Origin of the sequence: Roseburia zhanii (assembly GCF_014287635.1) — a bacterium.
GTDB lineage: Bacteria > Bacillota > Clostridia > Lachnospirales > Lachnospiraceae > Roseburia_B > Roseburia_B zhanii.
On record NZ_JACOPH010000009.1, the window covers coordinates 77,539 to 103,029 of the forward strand.

The 25,491-nt window shown below is 40.7% G+C and carries 22 protein-coding genes; 20 read left to right on the forward strand and 2 right to left on the reverse strand.

Annotation, left to right across the window (positions count from 1 at the left end):
• Positions 1-20: 20 nt before the first annotated feature.
• The 9 genes from H8S17_RS11010 (at position 21) to H8S17_RS11045 (ending at position 12,741) form a co-directional block, all read left to right on the forward strand.
• Positions 21-1,190, forward strand: a complete 1,170-nt coding sequence (locus tag H8S17_RS11010; protein ID WP_186867352.1) for a pyridoxal phosphate-dependent aminotransferase — start codon at positions 21-23, stop codon at positions 1,188-1,190.
• A gap of 33 nt (positions 1,191-1,223) precedes the next feature.
• A complete protein-coding gene (gene mutY / locus H8S17_RS11015; protein WP_186867353.1) occupies positions 1,224-2,318 on the forward strand; it encodes an A/G-specific adenine glycosylase in 1,095 nt (364 codons plus the stop codon).
• A gap of 349 nt (positions 2,319-2,667) precedes the next feature.
• Positions 2,668-3,816 carry a UDP-galactopyranose mutase gene (gene glf, locus H8S17_RS11020; RefSeq protein WP_186867354.1) on the forward strand — a complete coding sequence of 383 codons (1,149 nt, stop codon included), beginning with the start codon at positions 2,668-2,670 and terminating at the stop codon, positions 3,814-3,816.
• 3 nt (positions 3,817-3,819) lie between these two features.
• On the forward strand, positions 3,820-4,836 hold the full coding sequence (locus H8S17_RS11025; RefSeq protein ID WP_186867355.1) for a glycosyltransferase family 2 protein: 1,017 nt from the start codon (positions 3,820-3,822) through the stop codon (positions 4,834-4,836).
• A 17-nt stretch (positions 4,837-4,853) separates the two neighbouring features.
• Entirely contained in the window at positions 4,854-4,988 is a 135-nt protein-coding gene (locus tag H8S17_RS16745) for a hypothetical protein (protein ID WP_279287810.1), read from the forward strand.
• 387 nt (positions 4,989-5,375) lie between these two features.
• On the forward strand, positions 5,376-8,534 hold the full coding sequence (gene ileS / locus H8S17_RS11030) for an isoleucine--tRNA ligase (protein WP_186867356.1): 3,159 nt from the start codon (positions 5,376-5,378) through the stop codon (positions 8,532-8,534).
• Positions 8,535-8,620: 86 nt separating this feature from the next.
• Positions 8,621-11,092 carry a glycogen/starch/alpha-glucan phosphorylase gene (locus H8S17_RS11035; RefSeq protein ID WP_186867357.1) on the forward strand — a complete coding sequence of 824 codons (2,472 nt, stop codon included), beginning with the start codon at positions 8,621-8,623 and terminating at the stop codon, positions 11,090-11,092.
• A 33-nt stretch (positions 11,093-11,125) separates the two neighbouring features.
• The gene (locus tag H8S17_RS11040; RefSeq protein ID WP_178051167.1) at positions 11,126-11,275 is read left to right on the forward strand and encodes a hypothetical protein; all 150 of its coding nucleotides are present in this window, start codon (positions 11,126-11,128) and stop codon (positions 11,273-11,275) included.
• A gap of 110 nt (positions 11,276-11,385) precedes the next feature.
• Positions 11,386-12,741 carry a sodium-dependent transporter gene (locus H8S17_RS11045; protein ID WP_186867358.1) on the forward strand — a complete coding sequence of 452 codons (1,356 nt, stop codon included), beginning with the start codon at positions 11,386-11,388 and terminating at the stop codon, positions 12,739-12,741.
• A gap of 51 nt (positions 12,742-12,792) precedes the next feature.
• Here the strand turns inward: H8S17_RS11045 and H8S17_RS11050 are convergent, their stop codons facing one another.
• Both H8S17_RS11050 and H8S17_RS11055 read right to left on the reverse strand, forming a co-directional pair.
• Positions 12,793-13,863, reverse strand: coding sequence for a hypothetical protein (locus H8S17_RS11050; RefSeq protein ID WP_186867359.1), 1,071 nt, complete (start codon positions 13,861-13,863; stop codon positions 12,793-12,795).
• Positions 13,864-13,975: 112 nt separating this feature from the next.
• The gene (locus H8S17_RS11055) at positions 13,976-14,854 is read right to left on the reverse strand and encodes a CPBP family intramembrane glutamic endopeptidase (protein WP_186867360.1); all 879 of its coding nucleotides are present in this window, start codon (positions 14,852-14,854) and stop codon (positions 13,976-13,978) included.
• 141 nt (positions 14,855-14,995) lie between these two features.
• Here H8S17_RS11055 and H8S17_RS11060 point away from each other — a divergent pair, with 141 nt between their 5' ends.
• From H8S17_RS11060 to H8S17_RS11110, 11 genes are all read left to right on the forward strand, one after another.
• On the forward strand, positions 14,996-15,874 hold the full coding sequence (locus H8S17_RS11060) for a GNAT family N-acetyltransferase (protein WP_186867361.1): 879 nt from the start codon (positions 14,996-14,998) through the stop codon (positions 15,872-15,874).
• 376 nt (positions 15,875-16,250) lie between these two features.
• Positions 16,251-18,557 carry a RelA/SpoT family protein gene (locus H8S17_RS11065; RefSeq protein WP_186867362.1) on the forward strand — a complete coding sequence of 769 codons (2,307 nt, stop codon included), beginning with the start codon at positions 16,251-16,253 and terminating at the stop codon, positions 18,555-18,557.
• Positions 18,558-18,582: 25 nt separating this feature from the next.
• On the forward strand, positions 18,583-19,212 hold the full coding sequence (locus H8S17_RS11070) for an MBL fold metallo-hydrolase (protein ID WP_186867363.1): 630 nt from the start codon (positions 18,583-18,585) through the stop codon (positions 19,210-19,212).
• Positions 19,213-19,220: 8 nt separating this feature from the next.
• The gene (gene hemZ / locus H8S17_RS11075; RefSeq protein WP_186867364.1) at positions 19,221-20,702 is read left to right on the forward strand and encodes a coproporphyrinogen dehydrogenase HemZ; all 1,482 of its coding nucleotides are present in this window, start codon (positions 19,221-19,223) and stop codon (positions 20,700-20,702) included.
• A 273-nt stretch (positions 20,703-20,975) separates the two neighbouring features.
• A complete protein-coding gene (locus tag H8S17_RS11080) occupies positions 20,976-21,449 on the forward strand; it encodes a DUF6075 family protein (RefSeq protein ID WP_015559830.1) in 474 nt (157 codons plus the stop codon).
• Positions 21,449-21,628 carry a hypothetical protein gene (locus tag H8S17_RS11085; RefSeq protein ID WP_186867365.1) on the forward strand — a complete coding sequence of 60 codons (180 nt, stop codon included), beginning with the start codon at positions 21,449-21,451 and terminating at the stop codon, positions 21,626-21,628. Before H8S17_RS11080 ends, H8S17_RS11085 begins: the two co-directional genes overlap by 1 nt.
• Positions 21,629-21,660: 32 nt before the next feature.
• Positions 21,661-22,443, forward strand: coding sequence for a ParA family protein (locus H8S17_RS11090; RefSeq protein ID WP_015559831.1), 783 nt, complete (start codon positions 21,661-21,663; stop codon positions 22,441-22,443).
• Positions 22,436-23,317, forward strand: coding sequence for a ParB/RepB/Spo0J family partition protein (locus tag H8S17_RS11095; protein ID WP_015559832.1), 882 nt, complete (start codon positions 22,436-22,438; stop codon positions 23,315-23,317). Before H8S17_RS11090 ends, H8S17_RS11095 begins: the two co-directional genes overlap by 8 nt.
• A 16-nt stretch (positions 23,318-23,333) precedes the next feature.
• Entirely contained in the window at positions 23,334-24,401 is a 1,068-nt protein-coding gene (locus H8S17_RS11100) for a DUF6017 domain-containing protein (protein WP_015559833.1), read from the forward strand.
• Positions 24,382-24,696, forward strand: a complete 315-nt coding sequence (locus H8S17_RS11105) for a DUF6050 family protein (RefSeq protein ID WP_015559834.1) — start codon at positions 24,382-24,384, stop codon at positions 24,694-24,696. Before H8S17_RS11100 ends, H8S17_RS11105 begins: the two co-directional genes overlap by 20 nt.
• 100 nt (positions 24,697-24,796) lie before the next feature.
• Positions 24,797-25,447: a hypothetical protein gene (locus tag H8S17_RS11110; RefSeq protein ID WP_243238065.1), complete on the forward strand. Its 651-nt coding sequence runs from the start codon at positions 24,797-24,799 to the stop codon at positions 25,445-25,447.
• Positions 25,448-25,491: the final 44 nt, after the last annotated feature.

A 25,491-nucleotide genomic window follows, 5' to 3' on the forward strand; every position in this document is an offset into this window, starting at 1 on the left:
GTTTACAATAGGAGAACATGATGAGTAAGTCTTATATATCTAAGATCGTAAAAGAAATGCCGGATTCCGGCATCAAGGATTTTTTTGATGTTGCAAATACATTAGATGGAGCATTATCCCTTGGAGTCGGAGAACCGGATTTTATCACACCGGAGCATGTAAGAAATGCTGCGATCGCATCGATTGAAAAAGGAGAAACCAAATATACGGATAACCGTGGAACAGTAGAATTAAGAGAAGCGGCAGCAGAATATCTCGAAAAATTTAATCTGCATTATGACAGAGCAGATGAGATATTGATCACGATGGGAGCAAGTGAAGGAATTGATCTTGCACTTCGTACACTGGTAAATCCCGGAGATGAAGTATTAGTTGTAGAGCCATGCTATGTGTCCTATGAACCATGCGTGGATTTGTGTGGCGGAGTGGTTGTACGGCTTGAAACAACGGCTGCCAATCATTTCCGGCTGACAGCAGAGGAACTTTTAGCTAAAATAACAGATAAGACGAAAGTGCTGCTCATATCTTTTCCGAACAATCCGACCGGTGCGATCATGGAGAAAAAAGATCTAGAGGCAGTCGCTAAGATCGTCAAAGAGCACGATATTTTTGTGATCAGTGATGAGATTTATGCAGAACTGACTTATGGAAAGAAACACGTATCGATCGCATCTTTACCGGATATGTATGAGCGGACACTGGTATTAAACGGATTTTCCAAAGCATTTGCAATGACAGGCTGGAGGCTTGGGATTGCGGCAGGACCAAAAGATGTGATCTTTCATATGAATAAGATCCACCAGTTTACGACGATGTCTGCAGGAACGACCAGCCAGTATGCGGCGTTAGAAGCATTGACTGCACCGGTCAGGGATGAGGAGATCGACCTGATGCGTAAGGAGTATGATACAAGACGTAAGATCATGGTGCAGGGATTTATCGATATGGGACTTGATGTTGTCGTACCGGAAGGTGCATTTTATGTCTTTCCTTCCATTCAAAAGACAGGCATGAACAGTCAGGAATTTTGCAAACGGCTGTTAGAAGAACAGAAAGTAGCTGTGATACCGGGAGATGCATTTGGTGACTGTGGAGATGGATATATCCGCTGTTCCTATGCCTATTCACAGGAGATCATAAAAGCGTGCTTAGAGAAGATTGCTGTTTTTGTCAAAAGTGTCTTAAAATAAAAGGATTTATGCAATAGGAAGTAGTGTACTTTTATGAGAATAGAAGAATATGATTTAGAGGCATTGATAGAACCGCTTTTAGACTGGTTTTCAGAACATGCGAGAGTTCTTCCATGGCGGGAAGATGCCACACCGTATCGTGTATGGGTGTCAGAGATCATGCTGCAGCAGACAAGGGTAGAAGCAGTCAAACCGTATTTTGAACGGTTTGTAGAAATCCTGCCGGATATACAGGCATTGGCAGAATGTGGTGAGGAACAGCTTTTAAAACTCTGGGAAGGACTTGGATATTATAACCGTGTGAGAAATATGCAGGTCGCAGCAAGGCAGATCATGGAAGAATATGGCGGTACGATGCCATCGTCCTATGATGCGTTATTGAAGTTAAAAGGAATCGGTCATTATACCGCAGGCGCTGTCGCATCCATAGCTTATGGCAAGGCAGTTCCGGCAGTTGATGGCAATGTACTGCGTGTGATTTCAAGGGCGGCAGCAGATGAGCGGGATATTATGAAGCAGTCTGTCCGCACCAATATGGAAGAACAGTTGCAAAAGATCATTCCGGATGGCAGGGCAGGTGCATTTAATCAGGCATTGATGGAATTAGGTGCGACAGTCTGTGTGCCAAATGGAGAGGCAAAGTGCAGCGAATGTCCATGGGAGCAGTTATGTCTTGCAAAACGGGAGGGAAAGATCACAGAACTTCCGAAGAAAAGTAAAGCTGCAAAACGCAGGATAGAAGAACGGACAGTTTTCCTGATACGGGACGGTGAGAAGGTATTGCTCCGTAAAAGGGGAAGTAAAGGGCTGTTAGCCGGTATGTATGAATTTCCGAATGAATTAGGCTATCTGACTGAAAAAGAAATCATATCCTATGTCAAAAAGATGGATCTTACACCGCTTCGTGTGGAAAAATTGACAGAAGCGAAGCATATTTTTTCACATGTGGAATGGCGCATGAAAGGGTATCTGGTCAGGATAGAAGAACCGGCCGAAAAGAAAGAGGAACTGATCTTTGCCGAAACAGAGGATTTTAAAGAAAATTATCCGATGCCGTCTGCATTTGCAGCATATACGGAATATCTAAATATCCAGCTTTTAAAAGAGCGTTTGAAAAAGATGGAATAAATAAGACATAAAAAAGAGGGAGCCGGTGAAATATCACCGGCTTTTCATATGAAAAAGATTTATTAAAAGTGAAGCAACTCACTAATTACTGGGAGGAACCTTGCCTGGTGCAAGGTATGAAAAATATTGGGAAAAAATGATTAAATATCATTTGGACTATCGTTTTTATTTGTGTTGTTATCCTTAACTTGATATTAAGTATACGCAGGATTTGTGACATTGATATTTACATAATATGAGGATACTATGATAAATTTGTAAACATTTTATGAACAAAGCGCACCGTTGCGCACATATAAAAAAACGTGTATAATAAAAAGATAACAGGGTATTTTGGAGGATTAGATTTATGTATGACAGCATTGTAATAGGTGCAGGTGCAGCAGGAAGTACTGTGGCACGCAAGCTTGCAGAGGAGGGGAAACGGAAAGTTCTTGTGATCGAAAAACGTTCCCATATAGGAGGGAACTGTTATGATAAGTTAGATAGGCATGGCATTATGATCCATGAGTATGGTCCGCATATTTTTCACACGAATGAGGAAGAAGTGTATACATTTTTATCGAGATTTACAGACTGGCATCTGTTCGGACATGAAGTCGTTGCGAATGTACATGGAGAACTGATACCGGTTCCGTTTAACTTAAATACACTGCACAAAGTTTATGGGAAAGAAAAAGCAGATGAATTAGAGGAGATACTGATCCGTGAATATGGAGAAGGCAGCCGTGTCCCGATCATGCAGTTAAGGGAGAATCCGAATCCGGAGATCAAAGCGATAGCTGATTATGTCTATGAGAATATTTTTCTGCATTATACGATGAAACAGTGGGGACAGACACCGGAGGAGATCAGTCCTGAAGTGACTGCAAGAGTGCCGGTACTCATTTCCCACGATAACCGGTATTTTCAGGACAAGTATCAGGGAATGCCAAAAGATGGTTATACGGCAATGTTTGAGAAGATGTTAGACCACCCGGATATTACAGTTAAAATGGGAACAGACTGTAAGGATCATCTGACATTTTCAGAGGATAAAGTGTTATTCGAAGGAGAAGAATTTACCGGGGAGGTCATCTATACCGGTGCAATCGATGAACTGTTTTCCTATGAATACGGACATCTTCCGTATCGTTCACTCAATTTTAAGTTTGAACATTATGATAAAGAAAGTTATCAGGGAAGAAGTGTAGTCAATTATACGGTAAGTGAAGATTTTACACGGATCACAGAGTTTAAATATCTGACAAGACAGGAGAAGACAGATGGGACAACCATTGTCAAGGAATATTCATTTGCCTATACGGGCGCAGAGGGCGAGATCCCGTATTATGCGGTCATCAATGATGAAAATAACGCATTATACCAGAAATACGCCAAAAGAGTACAACCATTAGATAACGTATATCTGTTAGGCAGATTAGCAGAGTACAAATATTACAATATCGATGCGATCGTAAAGAAAGCATTACAGTTAGCAGATACGATAAGGAGATAACAGATGAAATTATTGTCAATAGCAATCCCATGCTATAATTCAGAAGATTATATGGAAAACTGCATCAAGTCCCTTCTTCCCGGAGGAGAAGATGTAGAGATACTGATCGTCGATGACGGCTCAAAGGATATGACACCGGACATTGCCGATGCCTATGAGAAAAAATATCCGACGATCATCCGTGCGATCCATCAGGAAAACGGTGGACATGGAGCAGCCGTCAATGCAGGCATTAAAAATGCAACCGGATTGTTTTTTAAAGTAGTAGACAGCGATGACTGGGTGGATTTAGAGAGCTATCAGGCGATACTTGCAAAATTAAAAGAGTTAGCCGGAGGCAGCCAGACAATAGATATGATGATCAGTAATTTTGTATACGAAAAAGAAGGTGCAAAGCATAAAAAAGTCATGCGTTATACATCTGTCCTTCCACAGAATGAGATATTCCACTGGGATGATACCAGGCATTTCAGAAAAGGACAGTATATATTGATGCATTCAGTGATTTACCGTACACAGCTTTTACGGGATTGTGGATTAGAACTGCCAAGACATACCTTTTATGTGGATAATATCTTTGTATATCAGCCACTTCCATATGTAAAAAATATGTATTATATGGATGTGGATTTTTATCGCTATTTTATCGGCAGGGATGACCAGTCAGTCAATGAAAAAGTGATGATCTCACGTATCGACCAGCAGATCAAAGTGAATAAGATCATGGTAGATGCATATGATCTCTGGAAGGTACAAAACCGCAAACTGCGGAAATATATGTTTAATTATTTAGAGATCATTACCGTTATTTCTACAGTGATGCTGATACGTTCCGGTACGGAAGAAAATTTAGAAAAGAAACGGGAACTTTGGAGATATATCAAGCAGCAGGATATTCGGTTATTCCATCATCTGCGTTCCGGCATCATGGGCAATACGATGAACCTTCCGGGAAAGAGTGGCAGAAAGATCTCCATTGCAGCTTATAAGATTTCCCAGAAAGTTGTAGGATTTAATTAGTGGGGGTGATTATCCCCTTGACAAATCCACAATATCCGTCTTATACTTATTTAGATATTAGAAAATTATACAAAGACAATGCCGAAGACAGTAAGATGACAAATGAAAATGACGTTACTGTTCAGACAGCACCTAAACGTTCTGCTGTTTAGGTGCGTATGAAAGTGATTCGGGTGGTGATTTTTGCTTCGCAAAGCGAATTTTCATGCAAAAATCACGGGTTACTGATCACGAAGTGAACAGTAACAAAATGACAGCGAGCCGGAGATGGTGTAAGCCGGTATGAGTAAGTGTCATCTGAACATCACTTCTAAGTCGCAGTCCGAAATCCTTTAGAACAGACAGGAGAGTAGATACTGACGCATATTCCCACGTTACGGGAATCGTATATACGGAAGATCTGTTATGAACAGTAACAAAGATCTCCAAGTATGCTGTAACAGGTGGTACAACGATTTTGCCCTTCGTCCTATTACAGGTATGAAGGGCTTTTTTATTTGGTAAAAATCATCAATTAGTAAATGAAACAGGAGGATACCATGTATAACAAAGTTGAAACGAATCTTAATTTTGTAGAACGTGAAAAACAGACAGAAAAGTTCTGGAGAGACAATGATATTTTTAAGAAAAGTATGGAAAACCGCAAAGAAGGCGAAACCTATACATTTTATGACGGACCGCCAACTGCAAATGGTAAGCCACATATCGGTCATGTATTAACCCGTGTAATCAAAGATATGATCCCAAGATACCAGACCATGAAAGGAAAATATGTTCCGAGAAAAGCAGGCTGGGATACACACGGGCTGCCGGTAGAACTTGAAGTAGAAAAGCTGTTAGGTTTAAATGGAAAAGAACAGATTGAAGAATATGGTATGGAACCTTTCATCAAAAAATGTAAGGAATCTGTATGGAAATACAAAGGAATGTGGGAAGATTTCTCAGGAACTGTAGGCTTCTGGGCAGATATGGACAACCCATATGTTACTTATGATGACAATTTCATCGAATCAGAATGGTGGGCATTAAAACAGATCTGGGATAAGAAACTGTTGTACAAAGGTTTTAAGATCGTACCATACTGTCCAAGATGTGGAACACCTTTATCTTCACAGGAAGTTGCACAGGGATATAAGACAGTGAAAGAACGTTCCGCAGTTGTACGTTTTAAAGTAGTAGGAGAAGATGCATATTTCCTTGCATGGACAACAACTCCATGGACACTTCCGAGTAACGTGGCACTTTGTGTAAATCCGGATGAAACTTATTGCAAAGTAAAAGCGGCAGACGGATATACTTATTATATGGCTAAGGCACTTCTTGACCGTGTGTTAGGCAAGTTGGCAGAAGAAGAAGGTGCTGCGGCTTATGAAGTTTTAGAAAGCTATAAGGGAACAGATTTAGAGCATAAAGAGTACGAACCGTTATTTAACTTTGCCGATGAGATCATTGCAAAACAGCATAAGAAAGCATTTTATATCGTTTGTGATAACTATGTTACGATGACAGATGGTACAGGTATCGTTCATATCGCACCTGCTTTCGGTGAAGATGATGCCGCTGTAGGTAGAAAATACGATCTGCCATTTGTACAGCTTGTCAATGGAAAAGGTGAATTAACAGAAGAAACTGCCTATGCAGGTGTTTTTGTAAAGAAAGCTGATCCTATGGTATTAAAAGATCTCGATGAAAAAGGTCTTTTATTTGATGCACCGAAGTTTGAACATGAATATCCACACTGCTGGAGATGTGATACACCACTCATCTACTATGCAAGAGAATCATGGTTTATCAAAATGACAGAGGTAAAAGAGGATCTGATCCGCAATAATAATACTGTCAACTGGATTCCGGAATCCATCGGAAAAGGACGTTTTGGTGACTGGCTTGAGAACATTCAGGACTGGGGTATTTCCCGTAACCGTTACTGGGGAACTCCGCTCCCTGTATGGGAATGTGAATGTGGACATCAGGAATGTATCGGAAGCCGTGCAGAATTAGCAGAGCGGAGCGGTAATCCTGATGCGGCAAAAGTTGAATTGCACAGACCATATATTGATGAAGTGACCATGAAGTGTCCGGACTGTGGTGGAGAAATGCACCGTGTACCGGAAGTTATCGACTGCTGGTTTGACTCAGGAGCAATGCCATTTGCACAGCATCATTATCCATTTGAAAATCAGGATTTATTTAAACAGCAGTTCCCTGCACAGTTTATCTCTGAAGCAGTAGACCAGACGCGTGGATGGTTCTATTCCCTGATGGCAGAATCTACACTGTTATTTAATAAAGCACCATATGAAAATGTTATCGTATTAGGACATGTACAGGATGAAAACGGACAGAAGATGTCAAAATCCAAAGGAAATGCAGTTGATCCGTTTGATGCATTAGAAACTTACGGAGCAGATGCGATCCGCTGGTATTTCTACATCAACTCTGCACCATGGTTACCGAACCGTTTCCATGGAAAAGCTGTACAGGAAGGACAGCGTAAGTTCATGGGAACTTTATGGAATACCTATGCATTCTTCGTACTGTATGCAAATATTGATAATTTCGATGCAAGTAAATATACATTAGAATATGATAAATTATCTGTTATGGATAAATGGCTGTTGTCAAAGTTAAACAGTCTGATCAAAGATGTGGATACAAACCTTGGAAATTACCGTATCCCGGAGGCAGCAAGAGCATTAGATGGTTTTGTAGATGAGATGAGTAACTGGTATGTCAGAAGAAGCCGTGAACGTTTCTGGGCAAAAGGCATGGAGCAGGATAAGATCAATGCTTATATGACATTGTATACAGCATTAGTTACCGTAGCAAAATGTGCTGCACCGATGATCCCATTTATGACAGAAGATATTTACCGTAATCTTGTCTGCACGATCGATAAAACCGCACCGGAAAGTGTACATTTATGTGATTTCCCTGTTGCAGATGAAGCTGTGATCGACAAAGAATTAGAAAAGAATATGGAGGCAGTCTTAAAGATCGTTGTTATGGGACGTGCCTGCCGTAATACTGCAAATATCAAGAACCGTCAGCCGATCGGTACGATGTATGTCAAAGCACCATATGAATTGCCGGATTTCTATACAGATATCATTGCAGATGAATTAAATGTCAAGAAAGTAGTATTCTCAGATGATGTCAGTGCATATACAAGCTACAGCTTTAAACCACAGCTTCGTACCGTAGGACCAAAATACGGTAAATATTTAGGTCAGATCAAGCAGGCATTAGCAGATCTTGACGGTAACGCAGCTATGGCGGAATTAAAGAGCAAAGGTGTACTGAAACTTGACAGTGTCAGTGATGAAGTTGTATTATTAGAAGAGGATTTACTGATCACAATGACACAGATGGAAGGCTATGTAACCGATGGTGATAATGAGGTTACGGTTGTCTTAGATACGAACCTGACAGACGAATTATTAGAAGAAGGATTTGTACGTGAACTGATCAGCAAGATCCAGACCATGAGAAAAGAAGCTGGCTTTGAAGTGATGGATAAGATCGCTGTTTCTTATCAGGCAGATGAGAAGGCAGCTAAGATCTTTGAGAAGAACAAAGATACGATCTTATCGGAAGTTCTTGCAGAGGAACTGACCACAGAGAAGCTTGGTGGATATGAGAAGGAATGGAATATCAATGGTGAGCACGTTGTGATGGAAGTAAAAAAACAGGCATAAGTTTATTATAGGGAGTAGTACCATAGAGGCATTACTCCCTTTCACTTATAAAGTGATAAGCAGGCTGTTGCAGAAGGAGGAGTAACGTGAAAAGAGAAATTTTCGACAAAGAAGCTTTCAAAAAAGAAGTAAAAGACAATGTCCGTATGCTGTATCGTAAAGATTTAGAAGAAGCGTCAGAACAGGAGATCTTTCAGGCAGTTTCCTATGCGGTCAAAGAAGTGATCATCGATCAGTGGATGGAAACACAAAGCAGCATGAAACGTGAAGATTCTAAGGTCGTATACTATATGTCCATGGAATTTCTGATGGGACGTGCACTAGGAAATAACCTGATCAACTTAACTGCATATCAGGCAGTTGCAGAAGCGTTAGAGGAAATGGGACTTGATCTAAATGTCATTGAAGATCAGGAGCCGGATCCGGCACTTGGAAATGGTGGTTTAGGAAGACTTGCAGCCTGCTTTATGGAATCGTTATCTACTCTTGGATATCCTGCATACGGCTGTGGAATCCGTTACCGCTATGGTATGTTCAAACAGAAGATCAAAGATGGTTTTCAGGTAGAAGTGCCGGATAACTGGTTAAAAGACGGCTATCCATTTGAACTTAGAAGACCGGAATATACTTATGAAGTCAAATTTGGCGGCTATGTACGTGCTGTCAATACACCGGATGGCAGAGTGAAATTTGTTCAGGAAGGCTATCAGTCAGTCAAAGCCGTACCATACGATATGCCGATCATCGGTTATAATAACCATATGGTCAATACATTGATGATCTGGGATGCAGAACCGGCAGAATGTTTTGAATTAGATTCTTTTGATAAGGGAGATTATCGCAAGGCAGTTGAACAGGAAAACCTTGCAAGAAACCTTGTAGATGTATTATATCCGAACGACAATCATATCGCAGGAAAAGAATTACGTTTAAAACAGCAGTATTTTTTCGTATCTGCAAGCGTGCAGCGTGCAATCGCCAGATTTAAAAAGATGCATAGTGACATTCACGATCTGCCAAAGAAAGTGGCATTCCAGTTAAACGATACGCACCCGACAGTAGCAGTAGCAGAACTGATGCGTTATCTGTTAGATGAAGAAGAATTACAGTGGGATGATGCATGGAATATTACAACACAGGTGTGTGCATATACCAACCATACGATCATGGCAGAAGCATTAGAGAAATGGCCAATCGAGATCTTCTCAAGACTGCTTCCTAGAATTTACCAGATCGTAGAGGAAATCAACCGCAGATTTATTTTACAGATCCAGGAACATTATCCGGGTGATAATGGCAAGATAGAACGTATGGCGATCATTTACAATGGTCAGGTTAAGATGGCCCACCTTGCAATCGCAGCAGGGCATTCCGTAAATGGTGTGGCAAGACTGCATACAGAGATCCTTAAGAATCAGGAATTAAAAGATTTCTATGAACTGTTTCCTGATAAATTCAACAATAAGACAAATGGTATCACACAGCGTAGATTTTTATTACATGGCAACCAGTTACTTGCAAAATGGGTAACAGACCATGTAGGTGAAGAATGGATCACAGATCTTAGCAAGATTGAAAAATTAACCTTATATGTAGATGATGAAAAAGCACAGCATGAGTTTATGAATATCAAATACCAGAATAAACTCCGCCTTGCAAAATATATCAAGGAGCATAACGGCATTGACGTTGATCCGCGTTCTATCTTTGATGTACAGGTAAAACGTCTGCATGAGTACAAACGCCAGTTGTTGAATGTTCTTCATATTATGTATCTGTATAATGAGTTAAAAGAGCATCCGGATATGGAATTTTATCCAAGAACCTTTATCTTTGGTGCTAAGGCTGCAGCAGGATATAAGAATGCGAAATTGACGATCAAGTTGATCAACAGTGTGGCAGAAGTGATCAATAACGATAAGAGTATTCAGGATAAGATCAAAGTCGTATTTATCGAAGATTACCGTGTATCAAATGCAGAGTGGATATTTGCAGCAGCAGATGTCAGCGAGCAGATCTCTACAGCAAGTAAAGAAGCATCCGGTACAGGTAATATGAAATTCATGTTAAATGGTGCTGTAACGATCGGTACAATGGACGGCGCAAATGTCGAGATGGCAGAAGAAGTCGGCAAAGAAAATATGTTTATCTTTGGTATGAGTTCTGATGAAGTTATTGCACATGAGAAGAACAGGGATTATGATCCAATGCAGATCTTTAATAACGATCAGGATATCAGAAAAGTGCTGATGCAGCTGATCAACGGTTTCTATTCCCCACAGGATAGTGAATTGTTCCGTGATCTGTATAATTCATTGTTAAATACACAGTGTACACAGTATGCAGATACTTATTTTATCCTAGCAGATTTCCGGTCATATGCAGAGGCACAGAAAGCGATCACAGAAGCCTATAAAGATGAAAAAGGCTGGGCGAAGATGGCAATGTTAAATACAGCACATTCCGGTAAATTCTCATCTGACCGTACAATCGAAGAATATGTACGTGATATCTGGCATTTAGAGAAATTAACCGTAGAGCCAGAGAAAGAAGACTAAAAAATAAAATCATACAAGAGAGGAGAAAATCATATGAAGAAAGCAGAAATGTTAGAAAGATTACAGGAGTTAATGCACGAGAGAGAAAATCTGACAAGAGAGCATGAAGATCTGATCAAAAAAGATAAACTGTTGACAGAGCAGTTAGAGATCATCTTAAAAGAAGTTGCAGCAGAAGAATAAAAAAAGTAAAATGCACAGGATGATCTGTGCCATGTAACGAATAAATATGTTGCCGCCTACAGCTAAAAGTCTGTGGACGGCAACAATTCAGTAGAAAGGCGAATAAGAAAATGGAAAAGAAGAGAGGTACATTCTCCGGCGGACTTGGGTTCGTATTAGCGGCAGCAAGTTCTGCGATCGGTCTTGGAAATCTGTGGAGATTTCCGTATTTAGCAGCACAGTATGGTGGAGGGATCTTTATTTTAGTGTATATCATACTGGCATTGACATTTGGATTTGCACTGATGACAACGGAGATCGCAATCGGACGCAAGACAAAGAAAAGCCCGATCGTGGCATATAGGAAGATTTCAGAGAAATTTACTTTCGTAGGCTATTTAGCGGCATTAGTGCCAACAATCATTTTGCCGTATTATTGTGTTATTGGTGGCTGGGTGCTGCGTTATATTTTTGTATATGTACAGGGATTGACAACAGAAGCCGCAACAGACAGCTTTTTTGGAGGCTTTATCGGTGATACATTTTCACCGTTATTCTATTTCTTGATCTTTTTAATTCTGACTACTTTAGTTGTTATCGCAGGTGTGGAAAAAGGAATTGAAAAAGCCAGCAAGATCCTAATGCCGATCCTGCTTGTGATCATCATAGGAATTTCTGTTTATATCATGTTTATTCCGGGAACTTTAGAAGGAATCCGTTATTATTTAGTACCGGCATTTGATAAGTTCTCATTTAAGACGGTTTGTGCCGCAATGGGACAGATGTTCTTTTCACTGAGTCTTGCCATGGGAATCATGGTTACCTATGGTTCCTATATCAAAGATGATGTCAGTCTGACAAAGAGCGTCAACCAGATTGAGATCTTTGATACCGTTGTAGCTTTATTAGCAGGATTTTTAGTAATACCGATCGTGTATGCGTTTTCCGGTGAAGCAGGACTGACAGCAAATGGACCGGGACTGATGTTTGTTTCCCTGCCAAAGATCTTTGCACAGATGGCAGGCGGCAGGATCATGGGATTTGCATTCTTTATGTTAGTATTATTTACAGCAGTTACAAGTTCTGTATCCGTTATGGAGGCAATCGTATCTTCCCTGATGGACCGCTTTAAGTTATCCAGAGGAAAAGCCTGTGCGATCACGATCATTGTCAGCATCATTTTAGGAGTGCCGTCTTCTATGGGAAATGGTGCATGGGCAAATATCAAGATCCTTGGAATGGATTTCTTATCTTTCTTTGATTATTTAAGCAACAGTGTACTGATGCCACTTGTTGCATTAGGTACCAGTATTATGATCGGCTGGGTAGTTGGCACAAAGACCGTTACCGATGAAGTAACCAGAAATGGTGAGAAATTCGGCAGAAAGAAACTATATGAATTTATGATCAAATATGCATCACCGGTATTGCTGATCATTATTTTAGTGGTATATTCCTTAGCACAGTTTGGATTTATCAAGATGTAAAAGATAAAAAAAACAGCACTTAGCATTTTGTTACTAGGTGCTGTTTCTTTTTTATTTCTTTGCCATGTCTACATGCTGGATCGTTCCGCATCCTCCTTTTTCATAGAGGAAAATACCTGTTTTTCGTATCAATGCATTTGTCGTGTTATCTTTCTTGGAATTTAAGGAAAATTCTGTTTCGGAATTTCCGAGGTATATTGCACCAACGCCGGCTTTTCCTAATGCACAAAGGACATCTTTGCCGGATACATCTTTTGTCCAGATCCGAAGTTTGTCAAAAATAGGATCATTTTCATCGATCCAGCCATTGCCGTCTTCATCATAGGAAGCAAGGTCAGCAAAGCCGTCACCGCTTTTTGTGCCAAACAGTTCATTTCCATCATTGATGATGCCATCTCCATTTGTATCATATGCCAGAAAACCACTGCCAGAAGCTAACTGTGATATTTTTTCTGCGTGACCGTCTGCATCGAGATCAAAGAAAAATGTCTGGTCTGTGACATTGGCAGAAGAAGTATTTAAGTTGATCACAAGTGGATCGCAGAGCTGTGGAGCACCAAAAGAAGTCGTTTTTGTATAGGCTTCTTCAAATGCACGGCTCATCGTTAAGGAAAGGTTGAAAGACATTTCCCTGCCATCTGCTGTTTTTACTGTTCCGGTTGTTGAAAAGGAAGTCATTTCCTTTTCTGAATAGTAGTAAGAATCCGTTGTCATCCCTCCGGGCTGCTGGGTAGATACCTGTGAGATCAGTCCTGTTTCCTGTGCGGTATCAGCTAAATAATCTTTTAAGGAAACACTGCTTTTCCCAAACAGAAGCATCAAAAGATAATTTAAAGAGGCTTCTTTCAGCTTCTGGATATCCGGCTTCGTCCGGCTGGTCATAAATGGGGACGAGATACTCTGTGCCTGCTTAAATTCGTTCAAAAGCTGGTCATTAGAATCGGCTGCCTGATCTTTCGTATCATAAAACTCACCCGATCCTTCGTGATAATGGTCGATCATCTGTATCTGGTTATTACTTGAAAAGCCGTTTCCCCATAGCGAAATGGAAGATGAGGAAGCGGTTGTACGGTCATAACTCCGGCGTGATGACATGGTAACTGAGCCTGATTGTATAATCACGTTTACTCCTCCTGTATTCTAATATAAAAAAACAAAAAACGGTAAATCTAAGAAAATCCATTTTCTTAAATCTACCGTCCGTGGTCTGTTAAGATACTTGAATGCATTCACACTATATATCGGAAGATGGTGAAGGATCATTAACCCTTGCGGACACAGCATTTTTATGGAACAGATAAAGTCCAAACAGTGCAAAGAAAATCGCAAGGACAAAAAAGATGCTTAAATAGAGCGGATTGCTGTAAATGAAATTGTCCGTGGATACAAAGGTTCCCCATGCATTGAACAGCATATGCAAAAACATGGAAAGGCAGATAGAACCGCCCCTTTCACAGACATATCCTAAGACAAGACCGATCATAAATGCATATATGCTCTGGATCACATTTAAGTGGAAAATACCAAACAGGAGAGCCTGAAAAATGTTTGCTGCCCAGAAAGGAAATACACGCTTTGCCGAAGAAAGCGTTACTCCGCGGAAGATCAGTTCTTCCCCGACCGGCCCTAACAGGACAGCATAGAGGAAAAGCAGAATGGAAGGATTCTGGGAAAATCCGGCAGTTTCCATCAGTTTTTCATAGAATTTCATCCAGTTTGGGAAAACAGAAGCTGAAAGTCCGGTCAATATAGAAGAAAACAATTGCAGCCCCGGCACAATGAGTATCAGAGATAAGACGACCGGAACATTTAAGAAATTCTTCGGTGACTGTTTTAACCTGCCTTCAAACTGATAGGTATACCAGAAACCAAACAACAGGATACAGCAGATCGAAAATACGATAGAAAGCGTCATCGTAAAGTTTTCGCTGCTCCAGCGTGCATATAACTGGGTGATCAGTTCATTTAAAGCAGGTTTTTTTCCTGCAATGAGATTCGATATACAAGTCTGCATCATGCTCAATCCCATCATAGGGAAGGAAAGTATGACCTGCAGGCTGACCGAAATGATCATCGGTAAAAAACATAAGAAAAAATATCCGGTTTTCTTCATAAGATAAAACTCCTTTCGGAAATGATAAAATCTACTATATTATAGCACATGCATATAAGGGCTGCAAATTGCATTTTTGCAGGAAACTGCGTATAATGGGTACAGTTATTAGAGTTTACTAAGCAGGTAGAAAAGAAAAATATGAAATTTCAATATGTGATCTATAAGCAAACAGAATTAGAGGTCAACGGCAGAATGGCAGACGAGATATGTCAGTTACTAGTCAGGATCAGAAGATATGGGATCAACAGTATTCCGATAGAAACAGGAAGTGTATCTGAATTTTTTACAAAACATCAGATAGCGCCGGAAGATACTCTGCTGATCGCAGCAACTGATCAGACATTAGAGGAGATCTGTGGACAGCCGGTGGCATCGATCGGTTTTGATAATCCTGATCTTATAAACGAAGGGTTGTATCAGGCAGATATTTTAGTAGAAGGATTCGCAGAGGTCGATTATTATTTTTTAGAGCGGATCTATCAGAGAAAACATCAGATACCATGGCACATGATCGATACAAAACGTTGTTATTTAAGGGAAATGACGGAAGAAGACCTGCCGGATCTTTATAAACTCTATGAAGGGGAAGGAATCACAAAATATGTGGAACCTTTGTATGAGTGGGAAGAAGAACTTGCATATACCAAAGCCTATATTAAGAATATGTACCGGTATTACGGTTATGGAATGTGGTTAGTAAAAGACCGGGATACGCATGAACTGATTGGTCGGGCAGGACTCAATAATTTAGAATTTGAGGGAAAATGGATCTTAGAAATGGGCTATATCATAGCTGCAGACAGACAGCGTATGGGATATGCCACAGAAGTCTGTAAAGCCATTATTGAGTACGCAAAAGGAGCAGATACCGGATATGACAGATTATACTGCTTTGTCCAGCCGGAAAACGAAGCTTCAAAAGCATTGTTAAAACATTTGCAGTTTGTATCAGAAGGATATGTCTGGAGGGATGGAAAAGAGATGGAGGTGTATTCTTATTTATTGATAAGCAAATAAATGGGAATGGAAGTGCACACAGATTGGATTAACCGTTGCATTTTGGCACATAATTCTTTATAATACATACTAAACTAGGTGAAGTATTTCAGTTACTGTTTAGGTGCGTAAGAAAGTGATTCAGGTGGTGATTTTTGCTTCGCAAGGCGAACTTTCATGCAAAAATCACAAGTTACTGGTCACGGAGTGAACAGTAACGTATTTCAGTTACTGTTCAGGCAGCACCTAAACACTTTGCTGTTTAGGTGCGTAAGAAAGTGATTCAGGTGGTGATTTTTGCTTCGCAAGGCGAACTTTCATGCAAAAATCACAAGTTACTGGTCACGGAGTGAACAGTAACGTATTTCAAAAGATGATTAGAGTTGGTGGTGATGGTATGGCAGATATATCAACAAAACAATTAGAACAAATGGAAAAAGAACTTCAGGAATCAGAAGAAAATATCCGTGCTACACAGGATTTTGAGAAGCCGGAGAAGCTGTATAAGGAATTGTTAGAAAGTGTCCACAAGTATCATCCTTCAGCAGACCTTTCTTTAATCGAGAAGGCATATCGCATCGCAGATGAAGCACATAGAGGACAGGTCCGCAAATCAGGAGAACCGTATATCATACATCCGTTATGTGTTGCCATTATCTTAGCGGAGTTGGAACTGGATAAAGAAACCATTGTTGCCGGACTATTGCATGACGTAGTCGAAGATACGGTTATGACAGATGAGGAGATCACAAAGGAATTTGGCAGTGAAGTTGCATTATTAGTCGATGGTGTGACAAAGTTAGGACAGTTATCCTACGATGCAGATAAAGTGGAAGTACAGGCAGAGAATCTCCGTAAGATGTTTCTTGCGATGGCAAAAGATATCCGTGTCATTCTGATCAAGTTAGCGGATCGTCTGCACAATATGCGTACATTAAAATATATGAAGCCGGAGAAGCAGAAGGAAAAGGCGAGGGAAACCATGGATATCTATGCGCCAATCGCCCAGAGGCTTGGTATTTCAAAAGTGAAGATCGAATTAGACGATCTTTCCCTAAAATATTTAGAGCCGGAAGCCTATTATGATCTGGTAGAAAAGATCGCTCTGAGGAAAAGTGTACGGGATGAATATGTACATCATCTGGTCGAGGAAGTCAAACAGCACATCGACAAAGCCGGTATCAAGGCGGAGATCGACGGACGTGCAAAGCATTTCTTTAGCATTTATAAGAAGATGGTCAATCAGGATAAAACCTTAGATCAGATCTACGATCTGTTTGCAATCCGTATCATTGTAGATTCCGTCAAGGACTGCTATGCAGCACTCGGGGTTATCCATGAGATGTATAAGCCGATCCCCGGACGTTTCAAAGATTATATTGCTATGCCAAAACCGAATATGTACCAGTCGTTACATACGACACTGATCGGGCCGACCGGACAGCCGTTTGAGATCCAGATCCGTACATTTGAGATGCATCGTACAGCGGAATATGGTATTGCGGCACACTGGAAATATAAAGAAGGCAATACCGGTATGAGTGTTGCCAATCAGGAAGAAGAAAAATTAAGCTGGCTTAGACAGATCCTCGAATGGCAGAGGGATATGTCTGATAATAAAGAATTTATGAGCCTGTTGAAAAGCGATCTCGATCTGTTTTCCGATGCAGTATTCTGTTTTACACCATCAGGTGATGTAAAGAACCTGCCGAATGGTTCCACACCGATCGATTTTGCTTACAGTATTCATTCCGCAGTCGGAAATAAAATGATCGGTGCGAAAGTCAACGGTAAGTTAGTGCCGATCGATTATGTGATCCAGAATGGTGACAGAATCGAGATCATCACATCACAAAATTCCAGAGGACCAAGCCGTGACTGGTTAAATATCGTAAAGAGCACACAGGCAAAAAATAAGATCAACCAGTGGTTCCGCAGCGAGTTAAAGGAAGAAAATATCCTAAGAGGCAAGGAACTGATCGCCCAGTGCTGTAAATCCAAAGGAATCAACCTTTCCGATATCAATAAACCGGAGTATCAGCATAAGATTTTAAATAAATACGGATTCCATGACTGGAATTCGGCATTGGCAACGGTAGGACATGGCGGATTAAAAGAGAGCCAGATCGTCAACCGTATGTATGAAGAATACAAAAAAGACCATGTCACACAGCTGACAGATCAGGATGTACTTGATTCTGTTGCAGAAAATAATAAAGAGAAAGCCCTTCCTGCAAAATCAAAAAGCGGGATCATCGTCAAGGGATTATATGATGTTGCAGTTCATTTTTCGAAATGCTGCAGCCCTGTACCCGGAGATGAGATCGTCGGATTTGTCACAAGAGGGCGTGGTGTGTCGATCCACCGTACAGACTGTATCAATATTATCAATCTTTCCGAGATGGAAAAAGTGCGTCTGATCGATGCAGAATGGCAGCAGGGCGCAGATGAAGGCAATAATGGTCTGTATTTAGCAGAGATCAAGATATTCGGAAATAACCGGACAGGACTTTTAGTGGATATCACAAAGATCTTTACGGAACGGGAGATCGACATCAATGGTATTCATTCAAAGACGAGCAAGCAGGGCATAGCAACGATCGAAGTGTCATTTAGTATCAAAGGACGGGAAGAACTGACCAGCCTGATCGATAAGATCAGACAGGTAGAAAGTGTCATTGATATTGAGAGGACAACAGGTTGATGCAGCAGAGCAGAAAAGAGGAAATATGGCAGGAATGAAGGTAGAACAGTATGTAGTTGGTCCGGTGATGACGAACTGCTACTTTGCGATCAACGAAGATACAAGTGAAATGTTAGTGATCGATCCCGGAGATGAGGGAGCGATGCTGATCGATAAGATCAAAGAAAAACATCTGATACCAAAGGCAGTTCTTTTGACACATGGACATTTTGACCATGCAGGAGCAGCAAAAATGCTTGCAGACGCATTTGATATTAGGATATATGCAGAAGAACATGAACAGGCAACGCTTGAAAATCCAACGTTGAACCTGTCTGGCATGATCGGAAAACAGGAAGTCTATCATGCAGATATTTATGTCAAAGATGGAGAAACATTAGAATTAGCAGGATTTTCATTAAAAGTATTTTCAACACCCGGACATACCAAGGGCGGCTGCTGTTATTATATCGAAAAAGAGCAGACCGTTTTTACCGGAGATACCCTGTTCCGGGAGTCCGTCGGAAGGACAGATTTCCCATCAGGAAGTGCATCAGAATTACTCCGCTCTGTTGAGGAAAAACTGATGCCGTTACCGGGGCAGATCAAAGTATATCCGGGACATAATGATACAACAACGATTGGCTGGGAAAGACAGTACAATCCGTTTTTATGAGGTAGACCATGATAACAGTTCAATTAAACAGGGCTGACTTTGAATACGATATTCACTCTTTGGTAAAAGCATTTTATCCTGCAGAAAATGTACAGGTAAGTGCAGAGCAAAAAGAAGCTAAAGAGCCAATATCATTTCATATGGTTACGACATATTTAGAGAAAGCCATACAGATAGCATTTTATGAATCTGAAGATACAACGAAAAATCCGGTACTAAAAAGAGAGATCGCAGTTGATTTTACAGATAGAAAACAGACCAAAAACCAGCTAAAACAGACATTTTACCAGATGCTTTGTGAATTTACGGGAACGACACTTCCATGGGGAGATCTGACAGGTATCCGTCCGACAAAAATCCCAATGGCGTTTTTAGAGGAAGGACGAAGTGATGCATTTATCAGGGATTATATGAAGCAGACATATTTTGCTTCTGAGGAAAAGATTAATCTAAGCATTGAGATCGCAAAGCGGGAATTAGAGCTGCTAAAAAAGATTGATTATGAAAACGGCTATAGTCTGTATATCGGGATTCCATTTTGTCCGAGCACCTGTCTGTACTGCTCTTTTACCTCTTATCCGTTAGGGATATGGAAAGATAAGGTGGATGCATATTTAGATGCACTTGAAAAAGAAATCGATTTTACGGCAGAGGAGTTTTCAGACAAGAAGTTAAATGCAGTTTATATCGGAGGCGGAACACCGACAACATTAGAGCCATACCAGTTAAAAAGACTGATCCAAAAAATCAAATCCTCTTTTGATCTTTCGGACTGCATAGAATTTACGGTAGAAGCCGGCAGACCGGACAGTATTACGAGAGAAAAATTAGAAGTGCTGCAAAAAGAAGGAATTTCAAGAATTTCGATCAATCCACAGACGATGCAGGATGAAACTTTAAAGATCATTGGCAGACATCATACGGTAGAACAGGCAGTACAAAGTTTTCATATGGCAAGAGAATTAGGATTTGACAATATCAATATGGATCTGATCTTAGGACTTCCGAATGAAACTATCCATGATGTAGAAGAAACGCTGCAAAAGGTCATGGAATTAGCACCGGACAACCTTACCGTCCACTCATTAGCATTAAAGCGTGCAGCACGGTTAAATATGTTTCGGGATGAGTATAAAGATCTGACATTTGAAAATACATGGGAAACGGTTGAACTGGCGGCAGATTATGCAAAACGCATGGGCTTAGAGCCATATTATCTGTACCGTCAGAAGAATATGGCGGGAAATTTTGAGAATGTTGGTTATGCCAAAGAAGGAAAAGCGGGAGTTTATAATATCCTGATAATGGAGGAGAAACAGACCATCGTGGCGTGCGGAGCCGGAGCTTCGACGAAGCGTGTCTGGACAGAACCAAATCCGGACGGCACACATCGGATCGAAAGATGCGAGAATGTCAAGGATGTAGCGCAGTATATCGCAAGGATTGATGAAATGATACAGCGCAAACAGCAGTTATTCTCAGAAGAATAGTTGGATTTTCAATAAAATATTGTAACGTGTTATAGAAAAATGAGTACAACAAAACCGCACAGGTGCAACAAAAGTGCAACAGTTTTTTGTGGAATAATAGGTGATAATACCTGATATTACATTTTCACCCGTAAGTGCAACAATTTGTTACTCGTGACAGTAACATCGAAACCAAAGGACATTTCTAATTACTTAGGAATGTCCTTTTTTTGCGCATTTGTGAATGGTTTTTAGGTGCAACAAACACATGAAATAATGAAATGGAGGTCCATTATGAACAACACAGCGTTAGGAGCAGAAAACAAAAAGGAACAGACAATCAATTTTATCAGCGAAGCACATGAAAAATTCTACTATGAAAAATTAAAAGAGGTGCGGTATCAGGATGAGTACCACAAAGCACTTTGCTATTGCCTTGGTATTAACAACGATACCAGAAGAAATGTTGATAGCATCTATGATTTTAAGACGGGATGTGTAAAAACAGAGTGTCTGCATGAAGGCTGGCAGACCAGTGGCAGTATGAAAGTGGTGCGAATGGCATTTAACCTGTATTGCAACGGCACACCGAGTGTAGATGATTACACGAAAACAGAAAAACAGTTAAACGAGTGCAGGCAGTATACAGTAGAGGATTTGTTCTGCTGTGCGTATGCACCATATTTTTGGCAGGCGATACAGATCCGTTATCCGGAATACGCAACCTACAACAAGGAACTGTATGCCTTATTTGGAGGAACAGATTAGTGTTAAAAGTCAGAGTGATGGGAACAAAGAATGATATTGTTTGGTTTCAGAAAATCTTACAGCGTCATCCGAAAATAGAGGTTATGGAGTTTTCGGAACTCTATACCAATAAGGGGACAAACAAATATTACAGGGCTTATGCGGAAGTGAAGAAAAGCAATGTAAAGGGCAACAAATAAAAGCAAAATAGTAGAGAATAGGAGAATTTATCATGTGTAAAGTTATTGCAATCGCAAATCAGAAGGGTGGAGTTGGCAAAACCACCACAACAAGCAATTTAGGAATTGGACTAGCAAAACAAGGAAAGAAAGTTTTACTGATAGATGCAGACGCGCAGGGCAGTCTTACGGCAAGTCTTGGCATTCAGGAGCCGGACGGACTGGAAATTACACTTGCAACTATTATGGCAAACATTATCAATGATGAGGAAATAAAACCGGGGTACGGCATTTTAAGACATGAGGAAGGGGTGGAGTTTATGCCGGGAAATATTGAACTTTCCGGCTTGGAAACCTCACTTGTAAATGTTATGAGCAGGGAAACGGTGCTGCGTACCTACATAGAACAGCAGAAAGACCGCTACGATTACATCCTGATTGACTGTATGCCATCCCTAGGCATGATTACGATAAATGCCTTTGCCTGTGCGGACAGCATCTTGATTCCGGTACAGGCGGCATATCTGCCAGTAAAAGGTCTGGAACAGCTTATTAAGACGATTGGAAAGGTAAAGCGTCAGATCAACCCGAAACTGGAGATAGAGGGTATTCTGCTAACAATGGTTGATAACCGAACCAATTATGCAAAGGACATCAGTACCCTGCTGATTGAGAACTATGGAAGCCGTGTGAAGATATTCAAAGAGAGTATTCCAATGTCGGTAAGAGCTGCGGAGATTTCTGCGGAAGGTGTGAGCATTTATCAGCACGATCCGAATGGAAAAGTGGCAAGTGCCTACCAGTCATTGACGGAGGAGGTGCTTGCAGATGAATAAGAAGGGGAGTGCCGCAAAGGTAAAGCTGAACAGCTTTGATGATTTATTTGGCAGTAGTGAAATGCAGACGGCAGGGGCTGAACAGATTATCAATGCTCCGTTAGCTGAACTGCATGATTTCAAAAATCATCCCTTCCGTGTGGTTGATGATGAAAAGATGGAGGAAACCACAGAAAGTATCCGTCAGTATGGCGTACTTGTACCGGGAATTGCAAGACCGAGAACTGGTGGAGGATATGAGCTGATTGCCGGACATCGCAGAAAACGTGGTTCACAGAGAGCCGGAAAATTGGAAATGCCGGTTATTGTCCGAAACTATTCTGATGATGAAGCTACGATTATCATGGTAGATTCTAATATCCAAAGAGAGGATATTTTACCGAGTGAAAAGGCAAAAGCCTATAAGATGAAATACGAAGCCATGAAGCATCAGGGAAAGAAATCAGGTAAGAATACTTTGGATGAGGTTGGGGAAACTGCCGGAGAGAGTGCAAAGACGGTTCAGAGATATATATGGATTTCACGCCTGTCGGATTCGCTGCTCGATATGGTGGATGCAAAGAAAATCGGTATCATGCAGGCAGTTGACTTATCGTTTTTATCAGAGGATGCACAGCAGTGGGTTTTGGTTGCAATACAGGAAACAAATGTTGTTATCACAACTCAGCAGAGTGCCATGCTCAAGGAAAGTGACAAAAAAGGGGAACTTACCTTTCCGATGGTTCGCATGATGTTGGAAAAAGAGAAAACCGTGGAGCGAAAGGTTGTCATAAAAACAGAGCGCATTAACAATTATTTTCCTGCGACATACAGCAGGGAAGAAATAGAGAATATTATTTATCAGTTATTGGAGAATTGGAAGAGCACGCAGTAGAAAGGAGGAGCCGGGAATGAGTGAAATATTACAACTGGATTATTATTATGGAATAGAAGCAGAACAGTTCTCATTCTATCGTGTTCCTCGCCTGCTGATCAAGGATGAAAGATTTAAGAAATTATCCAGTGATGCAAAACTTTTATACGGTCTGATGCTTGATCGTATGTCCTTATCTATAAAAAATGAGTGGTTTGATGAGGACAATCGGGCATATATCATATACACCATAGACAGTATTATGGAAGATTTGGGGTGTGGAAAGGAAAAGGCGGTTAAGGTTCTTGCAGAGCTGGATTCTGTTAAGGGAATTGGTCTGGTAGAGAAAGTGCGTAGAGGATTGGGCAAACCGGACATCATATATGTGAAGAACTTTGCTTCACTGGCAGAAAATGTAGATGAAAAAAAGTCTGGAAACACTGATAAAATCACAGAAGTCGGAAAATCAGGCTTCAAGAAGTCGGAAAATCGAACTTCAAGAAGTCCGGAAATCGAACTTCAAGAAGTCGGAAAATTGGACTTCAGGAAGTCGGAAAATCAGACCTCTGGAAGTCCGGAAATCGAACCTCAAGAAGTCGGAGAATCGAACCCTAATTATACTAACTATAATCAGACTGATTTAAACTATACTGAGGAGAGTTATATCAATCCTATCATTCAATCTGATTCAGGGAAAAAGGATACGATGGATGTGATGGATGATGTCCAGACATACATAGAGCTAATCAAAGAAAATATCAGTTACGATCACCATATGCAGTATGATGGTTATGGAAAGAGAGAGCTTTACGATGAACTGTTCCAGGTAATCTGTGAGGTAGTCTGCGTGAAGCGTCCAACAATCAGGGTAGCAGGAGAAGAATATCCGTATGAGCTTGTGAAATCAAGGTTTTTGAAACTGGAAAGCAGCCATTTGGAATATGTGATTGGCTGTATGCAGAATACCACCACTAAAATCACAAATATCAAGGCATATATGATTACGTCACTTTATAATGCACCCACTACGATAAATCATTTTTATCAACAGGAAGTGCAGCATGATATGTACGGGGGAGGCTGGCATGAAAAGGGTATTGTTTAAGGTGATACTGCCATTGCTTGTAATTGCAGTGTGGATGAATATGTGCTATTGGATTTGTGTAGATGGAAATGGGGTAAACTGGTTTCAATTTTGGATTATGAGTGGGTTCCCATTTGGGATACGGAAGATGCTTATGCTGTTGATACCACGCAACTTTGGGACTGCCGGAAGCATAGGTGTGCTTGCACTGGATGCCATTATAGGCGGAGTCATAGGTGTGGTTGTCCTTGCCATAAAAATAGCTGCGATCATCAAAGAAATAATAAATATTATACTGGAATATGCAAGGAGATAGTTCATTTGCTGAAATGCAGGGCAGATATGAGATTGTAGATTTTGTATCTGCCCTCTTTATAACTTCTAGTCGCAACGTCCAGAAGTGGAAAGGAAATAAAATGGAATCAATGCGTGATACGAAACGGATTATGGAGCGGGAAATTAAGAAGGGCAGTACACCGCTTCAATTTGAAAGGATCGAACTGGATGCATGTTGCTATCAGGAGATCGCATCAAAAGAGAAATTGACAGAGGTATTGCAGTATCTCCATAGAGTGGGGGAATATAAGGCATTGGCGAGCAAGACCATAATCAATAATGTCTATACGTTCATGAGAGGAAAAACACCGGATTTTACAAGGGCAAGAAGTGTTTTTGACAGGGAGAAAATCTATCATCAGATGCTGCGGCAGGAGAAAAAGTTACAGCCGACTTATCAGGGGGATTGCTATGTTGAGACGGCAAGGTGTTACTTTTCTTTGCCGGAGGAAGAATGGGATACACACAAGATGACATATCAGAAGAATGAAGCGTTTGGATTTATTATGTCAAACAAGTATATTTTGGGGTTATATAAGTATTGCAGGGAAGCTAGGCGGGATTTTGCTGTATGTTCAGCCAAAGTACCGGACAAAGGGGATGAGGTGGTTAATCGGCTTATGGGCATGGAGGATGTAGAGGTATTGGCGCATTGTCTGTTGCTGGATGATGTTATATTAAGTCATAAACAAGTCTCTGCAAATCTTTATACTATATTCATATTGAAATAATGGTGTAGATGGTAATTTATGTGAATCATGTTTAAGTGTAGAAT

Excerpts from the sequence above, each read along its gene's own strand:
- H8S17_RS11060 (WP_186867361.1), top strand. The coding sequence starts at position 14,996 with ATGAAATTTCAATATGTGATCTATAAGCAAACAGAATTAGAGGTCAAC.
- ileS (WP_186867356.1), top strand. The coding sequence starts at position 5,376 with ATGTATAACAAAGTTGAAACGAATCTTAATTTTGTAGAACGTGAAAAA.
- H8S17_RS11095 (WP_015559832.1), top strand. The coding sequence starts at position 22,436 with ATGAATAAGAAGGGGAGTGCCGCAAAGGTAAAGCTGAACAGCTTTGAT.
- H8S17_RS11025 (WP_186867355.1), top strand. The coding sequence starts at position 3,820 with ATGAAATTATTGTCAATAGCAATCCCATGCTATAATTCAGAAGATTAT.
- H8S17_RS11110 (WP_243238065.1), top strand. The coding sequence starts at position 24,797 with ATGGAATCAATGCGTGATACGAAACGGATTATGGAGCGGGAAATTAAG.
- hemZ (WP_186867364.1), top strand. The coding sequence starts at position 19,221 with ATGATAACAGTTCAATTAAACAGGGCTGACTTTGAATACGATATTCAC.
- H8S17_RS11070 (WP_186867363.1), top strand. The coding sequence starts at position 18,583 with ATGGCAGGAATGAAGGTAGAACAGTATGTAGTTGGTCCGGTGATGACG.
- H8S17_RS11105 (WP_015559834.1), top strand. The coding sequence starts at position 24,382 with ATGAAAAGGGTATTGTTTAAGGTGATACTGCCATTGCTTGTAATTGCA.
- H8S17_RS11080 (WP_015559830.1), top strand. The coding sequence starts at position 20,976 with ATGAACAACACAGCGTTAGGAGCAGAAAACAAAAAGGAACAGACAATC.
- H8S17_RS11055 (WP_186867360.1), bottom strand. The coding sequence starts at position 14,854 with ATGAAGAAAACCGGATATTTTTTCTTATGTTTTTTACCGATGATCATT.
- H8S17_RS11010 (WP_186867352.1), top strand. The coding sequence starts at position 21 with ATGAGTAAGTCTTATATATCTAAGATCGTAAAAGAAATGCCGGATTCC.
- H8S17_RS11100 (WP_015559833.1), top strand. The coding sequence starts at position 23,334 with ATGAGTGAAATATTACAACTGGATTATTATTATGGAATAGAAGCAGAA.
- H8S17_RS11090 (WP_015559831.1), top strand. The coding sequence starts at position 21,661 with ATGTGTAAAGTTATTGCAATCGCAAATCAGAAGGGTGGAGTTGGCAAA.
- glf (WP_186867354.1), top strand. The coding sequence starts at position 2,668 with ATGTATGACAGCATTGTAATAGGTGCAGGTGCAGCAGGAAGTACTGTG.
- H8S17_RS11065 (WP_186867362.1), top strand. The coding sequence starts at position 16,251 with ATGGCAGATATATCAACAAAACAATTAGAACAAATGGAAAAAGAACTT.
- mutY (WP_186867353.1), top strand. The coding sequence starts at position 1,224 with ATGAGAATAGAAGAATATGATTTAGAGGCATTGATAGAACCGCTTTTA.
- H8S17_RS11045 (WP_186867358.1), top strand. The coding sequence starts at position 11,386 with ATGGAAAAGAAGAGAGGTACATTCTCCGGCGGACTTGGGTTCGTATTA.
- H8S17_RS11040 (WP_178051167.1), top strand. The coding sequence starts at position 11,126 with ATGAAGAAAGCAGAAATGTTAGAAAGATTACAGGAGTTAATGCACGAG.